Raw genomic sequence first — 15,214 nt, forward strand, 5'->3', positions numbered from 1 at the left:
GTTCAGTATCGCGATTGGCGGGATCAGCGCAATCCGGCGCGCGCGGCGGCCCGGTCGACGGCGGCGGCGACAGCCGGGATAGCGACCTGATGCGGCGCGTGGCCAATGCCGGGCAGGCGGGTCAGGTGCGCGCCGGGCACGTCGCGGGCGAGCGCCTCGGCATGGATCGAGAGAGAGACCGTGGTATCGGCATCGCCGTGGATCTGTTCGACCGGAACGCCGATCTCCGGGTAGCGGACGCTGAGCCGCGTGAGTTCGTCCTTGAGAATGCCGCGTTGACGGGCATTCTCGCGCAGCGTCCCGCGCCGCAGGGACATGCGCGGGCCGAAATGCGCGCCATAGCCCTCGGGCATGGCCTGTGGCGCGAAGGCACTCTCGAGCGCGCTCGTGACGACGCGGTCGGGAAGCCAGGCGGTCAGCAAGGGCCGCGTGATCGCCCCAAGGACCGGGTGCCCAGTGATCCGGTAGAGCCGCGGCAGCGGCGTGCCCCAGCGATGCGAGGGCGCGGAGACCGTGACGAGCGCCGCCAGTGTCCCCGGCGCGTCCACGGCCCAGGCGAGCGCGACCGCGCCGCCGTAGCTGTGGCCGAGAACGATGGGCCGGTCCGCCCCGAGTTCCGCCGCCGCGGCGCGGATCAGTCGGGCCTGCTCATGGATGCTCTCGCCGCCCGGCGCGGGCTCGGACCAGCCATGGCCGGGCCGGTCCACCGCGATCACGCGGTAGCGTTCCGCGAGCTTCGGCATCAGCGCGAAGGTGAAGTCGCGGACAGAGGCGGACGCGCCGTGGATCAGAACGAGATCGGGGCCGTCGCCCGCCACGACCGCGTGCAGGCGCACCCCTTCAACGGTCACGAACTCACCTTCGGGTGGATAGGCGGCTTCCGCCTGCGCCTCCCGCGCGCCCGCGCGCCACAAGGTCAGGGCGGCGAAGGCGGCGAGGAGGAGAAGGAGGCTAACGGCCGATCTCATCGATCTCGAACGGCGTCGTTTGATAGATGTCGTTGATCCAGTTGCCGTAGAGCAGATGGGCGTGGCTGCGCCAGCGGTTGAGCGGCGGCTTGGACGGGTCGTCGTCGGGATAGTAGTTCAGGGGCACGTTGATCGGTGTGCCGTTCGCGACGTCGCGGTCGTACTCCTCCTTCAGCGTGCCGGAGTCGTATTCGAAATGGTTGAAGATGTAGAGCGCGCGGTGGCTCTTGTCCTCGATCAGGCAGGGTCCGACCTCGTCCGAGCCGAGGAGCGTCCGTAATCCCGGCGCGGCGTCGATCTCTCCCTGTTTCATCTCGGTCCAGCGGCTGACCGGGATGACGAAATCGTCCGAGAAGCCGCGCAGGTAGGGCGAGGCCGGAGCGAGGTTCTGGTGGCGGAAGCATCCGAACGCCTTGGCGGTCAGCATGTGCTTCCGGATTCCGTGGAAATGGTGGATCATCGCCATGCCGCCCCAGCAGACGCCGAAGGTCGAGTGAACATGGGTCTGGGTCCAGTCCATGACCTCGCGCATCTCGTTCCAGTAGGTGACGTCCTCGAATTCAAGATGCTCGATCGGCGCACCGGTGATGATGAGCCCGTCGAATTTCTCGCGCTTGACCTCCTGGAAGGGGCGGTAGAACTGCGCCATGTGCGCCGCGGCGGTATTGCGCGTCTTGTGCGACGTCATGCGGATGAGCTGGAAGTCGATCTGCAACGGCGTCGCGCCGATCAGCCGGGCGAACTGGTTCTCTGTCTGGATTTTCTTGGGCATCAGGTTGAGGAGCCCGATCCTGAGCGGCCGGATGTCCTGATGCGCGGCCCGATCCGGAGACATCACCATCACGCCTTCCTCCGACAGCACTCCAAAGGCGGGCAGAGATTCTGGCAGGGTGATGGGCATGCGGTCGTCCTTCCGGCGTCTTATCTGGTCTGTCGACCCCGCGCCGCGAGGGCGGCAGCGATGAGCGTGTCGAAATCGGCTGGCGTGCGGATTTGGGCGACGTCGTCCGCGGTGACTGTCAGGCCCCAGTTCTGCGCCATTTCCGCATAGAGCGGCTGCCTGTGTGCGAGGGCGCGCGCAAACGCCCAGCGTGCGAAAGAATCCGGGTCAACGTCAACTTCTTCCACGTTGTTTTCCTTGAGATAGTCGCGCCACATTCCGCGCAGGAAATCGGGCTCGTAGTACATCGGTTTCGGCGACACTCGGGCGCGGCGGATCAGCTCTTCCGTATGGGCGTCCGAGCCTTCGATCCAGACCATCAGAACGGTGTTGGACAGCGCGGTCAGGATCGGATCGTTCGCGTCGTCGGGGTCCACAACCTCGCAGATCGATCCCGATGAATCGCAGATGAAGTGGTCATAGCCGTAAAGATCGTGGGCCCGGTCAATGAAGTGGCCGGTGTCCAAAAGAGACGCGATCTCGGCTTGCCGGTGCTGATCTTGCCGCGTCATGTATTCGGCGAAGGGCAGCCCACCCTTCGTCGGGTTACCCGGCTTGCCGAGATAGGCCGAGAGCGGCGCGAGGTTGTCAAACGTGATGTTCGAGGTGATGCGGACGGAATCCGTCATCAGAAGATCGCGCAGAAAGGGGATCTTCATTGCTTCGCGCTTGAAGTTGTCGGCGATGTGTTCGCCCATGTAGCGGGTGCCGATCCGGTAGTCGATCGAGTAGTGGAACCACTCGCGCGAGGCACGCAGAAGGTTCGAGACGTGGGTCTTGCCCAGCCCCGACATGCCGAAGAGAAGAACGCGCTTGCGCTTCGCCTCGCGCCAGTCCTCTGCCGTCCGATAGATCATCGCCGTGGTCTTTCTGCTTTCCGTCCAACGCTCCTAGCCGGACGTGACAGAAAGTTCACGCAGATTCTTCCGGAACCGAGCGGGCCAGAACGCGAACGGCCCCGCGCCAGGTGCGGGGCCGCGAATCTCGTTTCGGAGCAGATCAGAAGCTGTAGCCGATCCGGATACCGCCGCCGATGCCTTCGTTGTCGGCGAAGTTTGAGCCGATTGTCGTGGTCGTCGCGTCGCCGATGTCGACATAGCGGATGCCGCCGGTGATCTTGACGTTGTCCATCGTGTAGGTGGCGGCGAGCCCGATGCTTTTGAAGCCGTCGGTGGGGCCGAGGTTGCCGACCGGTGCTCCCTCGTTCTTCTCGTAACCGATCGTGACCGCGCCCGACCACTGGTCGTTGAACCGGCGGCCGATCCCGAGATTGTAAGTGATGATGTCCTCAGGGTAGGACACGATCGCGGCGCCGAGGAAGGGCGGCGTGATGTTGGTCGCGCTCCACTCGACCCAGCGGATCGAACCGAACAGCAGCGTGTCCGGCGCGATTCCGGTCTGGAATTCCAGGTTCACGGATTGCGGCAGTTCGACATCCATCGTGCCGGTCAGCGCGACCGGGGCGAGACCGGTTTCGGTCGTGTCGAAGGTGTGCTCCATCTTCGAGTTGTAGGTGAGCGCAACGCGCGCCGCGATCTCGGGCTTCTCCCACGCGACACCCACCACATAGCCGAGTTGAAAATCTCTGTCGGCCGCAAGGTTGTAATTGGTGAAGGCCGGCGAGACGGCCGGGGCGATGATCTGCAGGTCACCCTTGACGCTTTGACCGCGCAGACCGCCGTAGATCGAAATATTTGACGGCAGACGGTAGCGCAGGAGCGCAGTGACGGCGGTAGAACGGACCTCGGCGTTCGAGCCCGCAAATGGGTATGGCGCCGCGCTTGCCGGGTAGTCCACGTCGGCGCCGACCGGCTGGTCGACGATGATCGCGAGGTCGAGCTGGTCGCTCAGCGCTCTCTTGTAGCCGAGAGAGTAGGTGATATACGAGCTCGCCATGTCGCCACTCGCGAGCGCGCCACCGAATACACCGCTTACACTCGGGCTGAAGCTGCCGAGCGTGAACTCCGCATATTCGCCCTGTTCGAACAGGATTGCCACCGACTGGGCGGAACGTTCCAATCCCCCCGCAAAGGCCGATGTTGCGCCGAAGGCTGCGCCCGCGGCGACTGCACACAGTCTTTTCATGTTTTCCTCATCCCTAACACGATAATTCTTGTTCTTTTTTTGCTCGACCCTAGGCAGGCGCAGTCATTTGCGTCAATCAATGACGTCACGTCCGATTTTATCGCGCCGCAGTTGTGACGCTACGGAAACTTGCACCCGCGCGAATATTTATCCAATTGGCTGCAAGGATCACACAGCCGCCGACAAGAACCCAGGCGTCGAGCGCCTCTCCGTAGAAAGCCATTCCGACCAGAGCGATGACGGGCAGGCGCAGGAAGTCCACTGGCGCCACGATTGATGCGGGCGCAAGCGACAGCGCCATCGTCAGGCTGAAATGCGCAACGAGCCCCGAGATACCCATCACAACCACCCAAGGCAGCACCGCCGCGTCAGGAAGTGCGATATCGCCATCCGCGGCCGCGCAGATTAGGCCAAAGGCTGATTGCATCGTGGCCAGCCAGAAGAGGATACAGGTGATCGACGCAACCCGCGTGAGCCGCTTCGTCACGATGGAGGTGCCGGCGAAGCCCACGGCGCAGAGAAGCGCGGCGATGAAGCCAACCGAAAGCCCGCCCGTGCCGAACGGCCGCGCGACGACGAGGATGCCCGCGAAGCCGATCGCGACGGCGATCAGCTTTGTGCGCGTCAGCCTTTCGGACAGGAAGAATGGTGCTGCCACCGCCACGATGAGCGGGTTGGAGAACTCAACCGCGAAGAGCTGCGCGAGTGGGATGAGCGCGAGCGCGTAGAGCCAGAGGTTCTGTGCGGCGAAGTGGATTACGTTGCGCAGCGCGTGAAGTCCGAAATGCCGCGTTCCGATCTCGTGCCGCCGCCCGGTCAGGTACGCAACCGCAAGGACGATGACCACGCCGATCAACGAGCGGTAGAGCATCATCTCGAACGTATCGAGCGCCGAGCCAATCTCACGACCCGACACCGCGAGCGCCGAGAATCCGATGATCGAGCCCGACATCCAGAAGGCGGCCGCGATGGGGCGGTGCGGCTCGGTCATGCGGGCGTCGGCCCGTATGGGAGGAGGGCGCGCGTCACAGCCGTATTTTCGTCGCGCGGTGGGCGCGGGCATGGAAGACAAAGCCGAGGAAGTTCAGAAGAAGCTGAGCCGCGAGGATCTGGGTCGAGCCCGAGGGATCGTAGTCGGGCGCGACCTCGACAAGGTCGATGCCGACGATCTCGTGCGCAAACGCTACGCCCTGAAGAATCTCAAGAACCTCGTAGTAGAGGAATCCGCCATGCGAGGGCGTGCCGGTTCCGGGCGCTATCGACGGGCAGAAACCATCGATGTCGATGGTGATGTAGAGACGCGCGCCCGTCGGGATGCGCGCGAGTACGCCTTCGCGCCCGAGTGCGCGCACCTGCCGGACCGAAAGTATGTCGGAGCCCATCGCGCGCGCGGACTCGTAACCCTCCTTCGCAGTTGAGGACACGTTGCGGATGCCGAGCTGCGTGAGGCCGGTCACGTAGTCGCGCTCGGCCGCCCGGCGCATGGGATTGCCGTGGCCGTGCCGGACGCCGTGGCGCTCGTCGACGAAATCGAGATGGGCGTCGATCTGGAGGACATGGATCGGTCCCCCGGACGCACAGACTTCGTCGAAGGCACGAATGCAGGGGATGTTGACCGAGTGGTCGCCGCCGATGACAACGGGCAGCGCGCCGGCCTGCAGGATGGCTCGTACACCGGATTCGATATTGGCGTGACTCTTCTCTGTGTCAGTGTGGATGATGTCCGCATCGCCGAGATCCACTATCCGCACTTCGGGACCGAGATAGGTTGCGTCGTCTTCGTGGTCATAGGCGCCGGCATGGCCGAAGGAGAAGAGCGTCGAGGCGTCGCGCACGGCGCGCGGACCGAACCGCGCGCCGGGCCGGAACTGGGTGCCCATGTCGAAGGGTGCGCCGAGGATGGCGGCATCGGCTTCGATTTGGCTCCAGTCGGCGATGTAGGGCGACTTGGCGAAGGTCGGGATGCCCACGAAGGGCAGGTTGAGCCGCCCGCTCTCGTATCCATGTCCGCCCATCACACGCCCTCACTCATCTCGCCAAGGCTACATCGCGACGTCCGGTGCGCAAGGCCCGAACGGACAACTCTCCCTCTAGTTGTAGAATCCGGCAGTTTGTCTGCCGTTTTCGCTCGCATATCCGGTCCGAACTTGGCAGGATCGCGAAAAATGATATGAGGCAGCAGATGGCTTTCAAATCTCCGGCTCAGACGCCACCCGGGCTGTGGCGGCGTGTTCCGCCTGCGGTATTCCCATCGATCATGGGGCTCTTCGGTCTCGGGCTCGCCTGGCGGCGCGGCACCGACGTGTTCGCACTTCCGGCGGGAGTGTCGGAGCTGATCCTGGGTGCGGTGACGCTGCTCTATGCCTTCTCGCTCGTGGCCTACGTCGCGAAAGTTCTTCGCCGTCCGGGTGTCGTGCCCGAGGACCTGCGGATCCTGCCAGGGCGCGCGGGCGTTGGCACGATGGTGCTTTGCCTCTATCTCTTGTCGATGACGCTGGCCCCTTATTCGGCCACGGCAGCTGTGGGCGTGCTTTGGCTGGGCTTTGCTGTGCACTCGGTTCTTGTCGTCCTACTCGTCTATGTCTTCGCGACCGGACCGGCCGAACAGAGGCGCGTGACGCCCGTCTGGCACCTCACCTTCGTGGGCTTCATCATAGGCGCGCTCGCTGCCGCGACGCTCGAGCTTTATCTCGTCGCGCTGCCTGTCTTCATCGGCACGGCGATATTTGCGGCGATCATCTGGGCGGTCAGCCTTGAACAGATCGTGAAAGACGACGTGCCGGCGCCGCTTCGTCCATTGCTGACCATTCATCTGTCGCCTGTGGCGCTTCTCGGCCTCGTCGCCGATTCGCTCGATCTGCGGGCCGTGGCGATGGGGGCGGCTGGCGTCGCGGCCTTCCTCGTCCTGTGGTTCGTGGTGCGAACGCGCTGGGTGACCGAAGCCGGCTTCTCGCCGCTCTGGGGTGCCTTCACCTTCCCGCTTGCGGCGACGGCGAGCCTCTGGCTGGCTGCGGGCGGCATCTGGCGCGTCCCAGGGGGCATCGCGCTGGTCGCGGCCACCCTCATCGTGCCGGCGATCGCCTTCCAGGTCATACGTCTTTGGGCGCGAGGCCAACTCGCCGTCAAGACGAACGCCGCCACGGCTTAGATCTGCGCGATCCAAGCCCGCGCGAGCGCGAGGCCGGCTGCCTCTGCCCTCGGCCCGTGGCGCGCGGCTTCCGCTGTGTGAATGGCACCCCAGCCGGGGCGCATTTGTTCGGTGGCTTCCGCGAATTGCTCCGTCCACTCGGCCACTATGTCGCGCCCGGCTTCGAAATGAAACTGGATGCCGTACGTGGCGCGGCCGAGCCGGAAGGCTTGGTTGGCCACGTCAGCGTTTGTGGCGAGAAGTTTTGCGCCGTCGGGCAGCACGAAAGTGTCGCTGTGCCACTGGAAAATGGGAAACTCCGCGCCAGCGGCGGACAGGACCGGGTCGGCGCGCCCGTCGCCGGTCGGCCGGATCTGGCGCCACCCGAATTCCTTCGCCGCGCCCAGTCGGTTCTCGGCCCCGTAGCCGCGCGCGAGGAGTTGCGCGCCAAGGCAAATGCCGAGGACAGCGCGTCCGGTCTCGCCCCAGACCCGCATCAACCGGGAAAGCGCCGGCAGATAGGGATGCAGCGCGTCGTCGAGTGCCGATTGCTCGCCGCCAAGCACGATCAGCGCGTCGTGGATTGCGGGGTTAGTGGGCAGCGGGCAGCCGTCTCGCGGGCGGAAGACCTCCACCTCAATCCCGGCCTCGTCGAGTGCTTGGCCGAGAAGGCCGAGCGGCGACGGCTTGATGTTCTCGACGACGGCGACGCGCATGGTCCTCACTCCTCCGACCCGTTTGAACACCGCCGCGTGTGCTCTGGCAAGCGGGTCCGGGTTCGGGGGAATTAGGGCTTGCCATCCGACGCCGCCCATGAAACAGGGAAGCGCCAAACGAACGCTCCCCCTTGGAGGCCCCATGGAGATTCGCGAGGCTCTGACCTTTGACGACGTGCTTCTCGTCCCGGCCGCGTCCAGCGTGCTGCCTGCGGATGCCGACACGTCGACGAACGTCACCAAATCGATCCGCATGAACGTCCCGCTTCTCTCATCGGCGATGGATACAGTTACCGAGGCGCGCATGGCGATCGCGATGGCACAGGCGGGCGGGATCGGCGTCATTCACCGCAACCTCGGCATCGAGGCACAGGCCGCCGAGGTCCGGCGCGTGAAGCGTTTCGAAAGCGGGATCGTCTATAACCCGATCACGCTTACGCCCGACCAGACGCTGGCCGACGCCAAGGCGCTTCAGGAGCGCTACAACGTGACCGGCTTTCCGGTCGTCGACGGCGACGGTCGTGTCGTTGGCATCGTCACCAATCGCGACATGCGGTTCGCGTCCGATGACCGGACGCCCGTTCGCGCCATGATGACGGCCGAGAACCTCGCGCTGCTGCGCGAACCGGCCGATCTGGAAGAGGCCAAGAGCCTGATGAAGGCGCGCCGCATCGAAAAGCTTCTGGTTGCCGACGCCGAGGGCAAGCTGACGGGGCTTCTGACGCTCAAGGATACCGAGCAGGCGGTTCTGAACCCGCACGCATGCAAGGACGAACTCGGGCGTCTTCGCGTCGCGGCCGCCTCCACGGTGGGCGAGGCGGGTTTTGAACGCTCGCAGGCGCTGATCGAGGCGGGCGTCGACATGGTCGTAATCGACACCGCGCACGGCCATTCAGAAGGCGTGGCCAAGGCGGTCGAGCGGATCAAGGCGCTGTCGAACGCCGTTCAGGTCGTGGCCGGCAACGTCGCCACCGCCGAGGCGACGCGGGCGCTGATCGCGGCGGGGGCAGACGCGGTGAAGGTCGGGATTGGCCCAGGCTCCATTTGCACGACGCGGGTCGTGGCCGGCGTCGGCGTGCCGCAGCTGACCGCGATCATGGATGCGGCGGGTGCCGCTGGCGACGTGCCTGTCATCGCCGATGGCGGCATCAAGTATTCCGGCGACTTCGCCAAAGCGATCGCTGCGGGCGCGTCTTGCGCAATGGTCGGCTCTGCGATCGCCGGAACCGACGAAAGTCCCGGGGAACTCGTTCTGTATCAAGGCCGTAGTTACAAAAGCTATCGTGGCATGGGAAGTCTCGGCGCCATGGCGCGCGGGTCGGCGGACCGCTATTTCCAGAAGGACGCGGCATCGGACAAGCTCGTCCCCGAGGGGATCGAGGGCCAGGTGCCCTATAAAGGGTCGGCCGCGGCTGTTATCCATCAACTGGTCGGCGGCCTGCGTGCGGCAATGGGCTATACCGGCAACCGTTCTGTGGATGAGATGCGCCAGAAATGCACCTTCGTCCGGATTACCGGGGCGGGCCTCAGGGAAAGCCATGTCCACGACGTGCAGATCACGCGAGAGACGCCGAACTATCGCGTCATGTAATCAGAGGGTTATGAGCGGTTTTTCAAACTCAGTCGCTACGGCGGTCAAGCGTTCTGCCGCGCGATGACACCGGCAGGTCGCATCGCCGCCTCCATCGGTCTTCTCGATCGGATCCTCACCGGCGAAGCGGCGGAACATGCGCTGACAGGCTGGGCGCGGGCGAACCGCTACGCCGGTTCCGGTGACCGCGCGGCGGTGCGCGACCATGTCTATGACGCCCTGCGCCGCCTCAGATCGTTAACCGCGCTATCAGGGGCGAATACGCCCTCTGGCCGGGCGCTGTTGACTGGGCATCTGCGCGCCATGGGTCGCAATCCAGAGGAAATGTTCACCGGCGAAGGCTACGCGCCGGACCCTTTGAATGCTGCCGAGCGAGTGAAACTGCGCGCGGCGCCGGGCGCGGATATGCTTCCGGAACTGGTCGCGCTCGATTGCCCCGACTGGCTCGGGCCGCAACTGAAGGACAGTCTCGGAAACGACTTTGCGCCGGTCCTTGAGGCGATGCGACACCGTGCACCGGTCTTCCTGAGGGTGAACGCGCGGCGCGGCAGTCGCAATGAAGTCGCTGTGCGGATCGCGGAAGAGGGGATTGAAACGCGGACCACACCACTTGCGAGCCATGCACTGGAAGTCACCGCAGGCGAAAGAAGTATCCGGAATTCGGTTAGCTACCAGCAGGGCTTTGTAGAACTTCAGGACGCAAGCCCGCAGGCCGCGGTCGAGGCGCTGCCGTTGAAGCGTGGGATGCGCATCCTCGATTATTGTGCAGGCGGCGGCGGCAAGAGCCTCGCCATAGCGGCTCGGGCGGATTGTGACGTGACCGCCCACGACGCCGAGCCGCGCCGGATGCGGGACCTGCCCGTCCGCGCTGCCCGCGCCGGAGCCGCAGTCCGCATCGCCAAAAGCGATCTTCAGGGGCAGAACTACGATCTCGTTCTGCTCGACGTGCCGTGTTCGGGCATCGGCACTTGGCGGCGCGACCCCGACGCCAAGTGGAAGCTCACGCCAGAATGGCTTTCGGACCTCCTCCGCGTGCAGGAGGAGATCCTCGATCAAGGCAGCAGGCTCGTCGCGCCGGCAGGGACGCTCGCCTACATGACCTGCTCGCTGCTCGGGGCCGAGAACGGCGGCCAGATCGCCGCCTTCCTCGACCGCCACCCGGACTGGCGGCTGGTGGAGGAGCGCAGTTTCACGCCGCTCAACGGCGGCGACGGGTTCTACAGCGCTCACTTGACGCGGGTCTGATCCGGGCTCTACACAATTGAAAGTTGTATCCTCTCGCGGTTTAATCACCGTTTAAGCATTTCGCGTCCGAATGCGGGTGCAATCGAATCTGAAGGGAGGCACGTTGGTGTCCAATCCGGCGCTTTCTCCGCACCCGCTGACCCGAACCGCGCATACGATCGCGCCGAGGGGCGTCTACCTCATCGTGGCGGCCGTGCTGATGGGGGCGGGGGCGTGGTTCATGGGCGACGGCATTGTCGCACTGGCGGTCTTCGCCGCGGCGGGCACCTTCGCGGCGCTCGCGGGTCTCACCTCCGCCCTCGCGTCGCGCCACGGACGGGCCGACAGCGACCTGCAGGAGCAGATCGCCGAATTCATCGAACACGACGCCTCGCCGAGCTTCATGACGAATGAGGAAGGCGAGATCGGCACCCAGAACCGCGCCGCGCTCGACCGGTTCGGCAGCAAAGGCGGGCAGACGTTGACGCGGGCGCTGGCCGAAGTCTTCGCCAGCCCGGCCGCAGTGCTGCACCGGCTCCAGAACCGGGCCGAGGCACTCGGTTCCGCGCGCGAGGATCTGGTAACGCGGCGCGGGCACGTGCGCCTCGCGGTGCACCGGATCGGCGATACGCGGTTTCTTTGGCGGCTCGAAGATATGGCGGAACGTTCGAATGGCGGACGCGGGGCCGAGACGATCAGCCTTCCGATGCTGACCGCGTCCAAGACCGGCACGGTCCTGTTCATGAACGAGGCGCTGCGCAAGCTGGTCGGTCAGCGCGTCAAGACACTCGACCGGGTCTTCACCGAACTGCCCGTTCAATCGGGTGAGGAGATGGAAGTTGCGGGCGCGGACGGGCCGGTGCGCACGCTGATTTCGGTCATCGATGGCACCGGCGGGCGGCAGGAGATCTATTTCCTCCCGGCCCCTGAGCACGGGCGCGCCTATGCGGGTGACCCGACCGCCTTCGACACGCTGCCCGTCGCGCTCTTGAAGATCAGAATGGATGGCACGCTGAGCGAGTCGAACCGCGCTGCGCGCGCCCTTCTTGGCGAGGTCGAGCCGGGGACGTCCGTATCGGAGCTTCTCGAGGGTCTCGGCCGCCCGGTCAACGACTGGCTGGCCGACGCGCTATCCGGCCGCGCCGACTGTCGGCCGGAGGTCCTGCGCGTGCGCGGCAAGGACCAGGACGTGTACCTGCAGGTCACGTTGACCCGGACGGTCGAGGACGGGAGACCGGCGCTCTTGGCCATCCTGTCGGACGCCACCCAGCTCAAGACGCTCGAGGCGCAGTTCGTCCAGAGCCAGAAGATGCAGGCGATCGGCCAACTCGCCGGCGGAGTCGCGCATGACTTCAATAATCTTCTGACGGCCATATCGGGCCATTGCGATCTGCTTCTCTTGCGTCACGACAAGGGCGATCCGGATTACGCCGATCTGGTGCAGATCAACCAGAACGCCAACCGCGCGGCGAGCCTCGTCGGCCAGCTTCTGGCGTTTTCGCGAAAGCAGACGCTGAAGCCCGAGGTGATCGACCTGCGCGACACACTGTCGGACCTTACGCATTTGTTGAACCGCCTTGTCGGCGAAAGAGTGCGGCTCGCGCTGAATCACGATCCCGATCTCAGCCCGATCCGGGCGGACAAGCGCCAGCTCGAACAGGTGATCATGAACCTGGTGGTGAACGCGCGGGACGCGATGCCGACGGGAGGAGAAATCCGGATCGAGACCGAGTCGCTGACGCTGACCGAGGCGCTCTCGCGCGACCGCGCACGTGTCACGCCGGGCGACTACGTCGTCGTGCGCGTGACGGACGAGGGCACCGGGATCGCCCAGGAGAGCCTGCAGAAGATATTCGAACCGTTCTACACGACCAAGCGCCAGGGCGAGGGGACCGGGCTCGGCCTGTCCACGGCCTACGGCATCATCAAGCAGACCGGCGGCTTCATCTTCTGCGACAGCGTGCCGGGGCAGGGGACGACATTCACGCTCTACTTCCCGGCGCATTCGCGCGGCGAGGAAGCCGAGTCCGAGGCCCCGACTCGGCCCGCGCCGCGTCGCGCGCCGCGTGTCGGTGAGGGCGTTGTCCTTCTGGTCGAGGATGAGGCACCGGTCCGCGCCTTCGCGAGCCGGGCGCTCAGAATGCGGGGCTACACGGTGATCGAGGCGGAAAACGCCGAGGAGGCGCTGAAGACGCTCGAGGATGCCGCGCTCAGTGTCGATGTCTTCGTGACCGACGTGATCATGCCGGGGATGGACGGCCCTTCCTGGGTGCGCGAGGCGCTGAAGGACCGCCCCGACACCCGCGTCGTGTTCGTCTCCGGCTATTCGGAAGAAAGCCTGACCGAGACGCGCGACCGGATCCCGAACTCAGTCTTCTTGCCGAAGCCCTTCTCGCTCAGCGAACTGACGGCGACCGTGCAGGGGCAGCTGCACTGAGCCAATCGTCGCTGGCGAGGCGCGGAACTCCGGCCGCAGCGCGGGCAGGCGCCGGACGGTCTTCGTTTCTGTCAGGGTGCCCAGGCGGTCGCATTGCGCCCGAGGTATCCGCGCGGTCGTCGAGGGCCGCGACCAGTCTTTGGTCTAAGACTTGAGCGTGTCGTAGAGGGCGAAGTCGCGCCAGTATTCCTTTCGCAGCCGCGCCTCGAGCGCCGGGTCGAGGTCCAATGCACCGGACGGTGACACGTTGAGCCGCGGCAGGCTGATCTCGCAGTCGAGCCGGCCTTCGAGGAAGTGCACGAAGCCATCCATGTCGTCGTAGCGGAAAAGCCTGTCGACGCCCGGCCCCTTGTCGGGCACGAGGAAGCGGCTTTGACGTCCGACATTGGCGTGCTCGGGCTGTGGGTCGCTGAGGTAGTCCGCGACGAAGGTGTCGAACGTCATGCCGTGCGTCGACCGTTCGGCGCGCATGCCGGTATGGCGCTGCCGGTAACGAAACCAGCTGCCGAGCCAGTCCAGGGGCTCGCGCATGACCGCAACGACCATGAAATCCTCGTCAGCCGCCTTTTCCAGATAGGGCGCGAGATAGCGCCAGTAGCGGTGGACCGAGGTGTGTTTCAATTCTGGCGGGCGCTGGATGACCACACTCGCCAGCGATTCGAGCGCCGCCTCGATCGCCGTCGATCCGGTCTTGGGCGTGGCGAGGTAAACCAGGCGCTGCTTCCAGAAAACGAGCATCGAAACCCTTTCGATCGACTGTGCGGAAGGAAATGACAGCGCCATTAACTAAAGATTTACCTTGAAGAGAAAAAGTCGATTTTCAGAAATTTCGATTGAAATGTTCCTCTTTTGATCTCATAAATCCGAGAACAAGAGGCGAACACGAGCAATGATTGCCGCCCCGGCCGCGGTATGAAATAAGGAAGCGACAAATGGCAGTGACGAACCTTCTCGACATGAACGACAAGCGCTCCGCAGACAAACAGAAGGCCCTCGACTCGGCGCTCGCGCAGATCGAACGCCAGTTCGGCAAGGGCTCCATCATGAAGCTCGGCACCGACAGCCCGGTGATGGAGATCGAGTCGACCTCGACGGGCTCGCTCGGACTCGACATCGCGCTTGGGATCGGTGGCCTGCCGAAGGGACGCGTTGTCGAGATCTACGGCCCCGAAAGCTCGGGCAAGACCACGCTGACGCTGCATGTCGTGGCCGAAGAGCAGAAGAAGGGCGGGGTCTGCGCCTTCGTCGATGCCGAACACGCGCTCGACCCGCAATATGCCAAGAAGCTCGGCGTCAATCTCGACGAGCTGCTGATCTCGCAGCCCGATACCGGCGAACAGGCGCTCGAGATCGTCGACACGTTGGTGCGCTCCGGTGCGGTCAGCCTCGTCGTCGTCGATTCGGTCGCGGCACTGACGCCGAAGTCGGAACTCGAGGGTGACATGGGCGATTCGAGCGTCGGCGTCCATGCGCGGCTCATGAGCCAGGCGATGCGCAAGCTGACCTCCTCGATCAGCCGGTCGAACTGCATGGTGATCTTCATCAACCAGATCCGCATGAAGATCGGCGTGATGTTCGGCTCGCCCGAGACGACGACCGGCGGCAACGCGTTGAAGTTCTATGCCTCCGTCCGCCTCGACATCCGCCGGATCGGCGCCATCAAGGACCGCGACGAGGTCGTGGGCAACACCACCCGCGTGAAGGTCGTGAAGAACAAGGTGGCGCCGCCCTTCAAGCAGGTCGAGTTCGACATCATGTACGGTGAAGGGATTTCCAAAACCGGCGAGCTCATTGACCTAGGTGTCAAGGCGGGCGTCGTCGAGAAGTCGGGAGCCTGGTATTCCTACGGCGACGAGAGGATCGGGCAGGGCCGAGAGAACGCCAAGCAGTTTCTCAAGGAAAACCCCGACGTGGCCTTCCAGATCGAGGACAAGATCCGCGCGAGCCACGGGCTGGAATTCGGTGCTTCCGATGGCGAGCCCGGCGACGACGAGGTGATGGAGGCCTAGGCCGGCCAGAGATTTCTGACACTTCGGCGCGGCCCCTGATGCGGAGCCGCGCCTTTCATGCCGCGGCGCGGAAATGTGGACACGGGGCGAGACAAGGGCTAACACGCCAAGGCTGAT

13 protein-coding genes are annotated in these 15,214 nt (G+C 64.8%); 5 read left to right on the plus strand and 8 right to left on the minus strand.

Features of this window, described 5'->3' with window-relative positions; all coding sequences use genetic code 11:
* Positions 1-23: 23 nt before the first annotated feature.
* The 6 genes from DEA8626_RS06290 to speB form a co-directional block, all read right to left on the minus strand.
* The gene (locus tag DEA8626_RS06290; RefSeq protein WP_108852159.1) at positions 24-968 is read right to left on the minus strand and encodes an alpha/beta fold hydrolase; all 945 of its coding nucleotides are present in this window, start codon (positions 966-968) and stop codon (positions 24-26) included.
* Entirely contained in the window at positions 952-1,869 is a 918-nt protein-coding gene (metA, locus tag DEA8626_RS06295; protein ID WP_108852160.1) for a homoserine O-acetyltransferase MetA, read from the minus strand. Before metA ends, DEA8626_RS06290 begins: the two co-directional genes overlap by 17 nt.
* Before the next feature lie 20 nt (positions 1,870-1,889).
* Positions 1,890-2,765, minus strand: coding sequence for an ATPase (locus tag DEA8626_RS06300; protein WP_108852161.1), 876 nt, complete (start codon positions 2,763-2,765; stop codon positions 1,890-1,892).
* 142 nt (positions 2,766-2,907) lie between these two features.
* Positions 2,908-3,993, minus strand: coding sequence for an outer membrane protein transport protein (locus DEA8626_RS06305; protein ID WP_108852162.1), 1,086 nt, complete (start codon positions 3,991-3,993; stop codon positions 2,908-2,910).
* Positions 3,994-4,090: 97 nt separating this feature from the next.
* Positions 4,091-4,984, minus strand: coding sequence for a DMT family transporter (locus DEA8626_RS06310; RefSeq protein WP_108852163.1), 894 nt, complete (start codon positions 4,982-4,984; stop codon positions 4,091-4,093).
* A gap of 34 nt (positions 4,985-5,018) precedes the next feature.
* Entirely contained in the window at positions 5,019-6,008 is a 990-nt protein-coding gene (gene speB, locus DEA8626_RS06315) for an agmatinase (RefSeq protein WP_108852164.1), read from the minus strand.
* A 167-nt stretch (positions 6,009-6,175) separates the two neighbouring features.
* Between speB and DEA8626_RS06320 the strand changes: the two genes are divergently transcribed.
* The gene (locus DEA8626_RS06320) at positions 6,176-7,141 is read left to right on the plus strand and encodes a TDT family transporter (RefSeq protein WP_108853348.1); all 966 of its coding nucleotides are present in this window, start codon (positions 6,176-6,178) and stop codon (positions 7,139-7,141) included.
* On the opposite strand, the gene DEA8626_RS06325 is transcribed toward DEA8626_RS06320, so the two are convergent.
* Positions 7,138-7,836 (minus strand): type 1 glutamine amidotransferase, encoded by a 699-nt coding sequence (locus tag DEA8626_RS06325; protein WP_108852165.1) that lies wholly within the window; start codon positions 7,834-7,836, stop codon positions 7,138-7,140. The two genes, DEA8626_RS06320 and DEA8626_RS06325, sit on opposite strands and share 4 nt — an antisense overlap.
* Positions 7,837-7,978: 142 nt before the next feature.
* On the opposite strand from DEA8626_RS06325, the gene guaB reads away from it, so the two are divergent.
* The 3 genes from guaB (at position 7,979) to DEA8626_RS06340 (ending at position 13,088) form a co-directional block, all read left to right on the plus strand.
* Complete coding sequence (gene guaB / locus DEA8626_RS06330) at positions 7,979-9,427, plus strand: IMP dehydrogenase (protein ID WP_108852166.1); 1,449 nt, start codon at positions 7,979-7,981, stop codon at positions 9,425-9,427.
* Between the two features lie 63 nt (positions 9,428-9,490).
* A complete protein-coding gene (locus DEA8626_RS06335; protein ID WP_108852167.1) occupies positions 9,491-10,672 on the plus strand; it encodes an RsmB/NOP family class I SAM-dependent RNA methyltransferase in 1,182 nt (393 codons plus the stop codon).
* 199 nt (positions 10,673-10,871) lie between these two features.
* Complete coding sequence (locus tag DEA8626_RS06340) at positions 10,872-13,088, plus strand: ATP-binding protein (RefSeq protein WP_438502431.1); 2,217 nt, start codon at positions 10,872-10,874, stop codon at positions 13,086-13,088.
* Between the two features lie 144 nt (positions 13,089-13,232).
* On the opposite strand, the gene DEA8626_RS06345 is transcribed toward DEA8626_RS06340, so the two are convergent.
* The gene (locus DEA8626_RS06345) at positions 13,233-13,826 is read right to left on the minus strand and encodes a sulfotransferase family 2 domain-containing protein (protein ID WP_108853349.1); all 594 of its coding nucleotides are present in this window, start codon (positions 13,824-13,826) and stop codon (positions 13,233-13,235) included.
* 194 nt (positions 13,827-14,020) lie between these two features.
* Between DEA8626_RS06345 and recA the strand changes: the two genes are divergently transcribed.
* Complete coding sequence (gene recA, locus DEA8626_RS06350; protein ID WP_108852169.1) at positions 14,021-15,097, plus strand: recombinase RecA; 1,077 nt, start codon at positions 14,021-14,023, stop codon at positions 15,095-15,097.
* The last annotated feature ends 117 nt before the right edge of the window (positions 15,098-15,214 follow it).

Source organism: Defluviimonas aquaemixtae, from assembly GCF_900302475.1.
GTDB classification, from domain to species: Bacteria; Pseudomonadota; Alphaproteobacteria; order Rhodobacterales; family Rhodobacteraceae; genus Albidovulum; species Albidovulum aquaemixtae.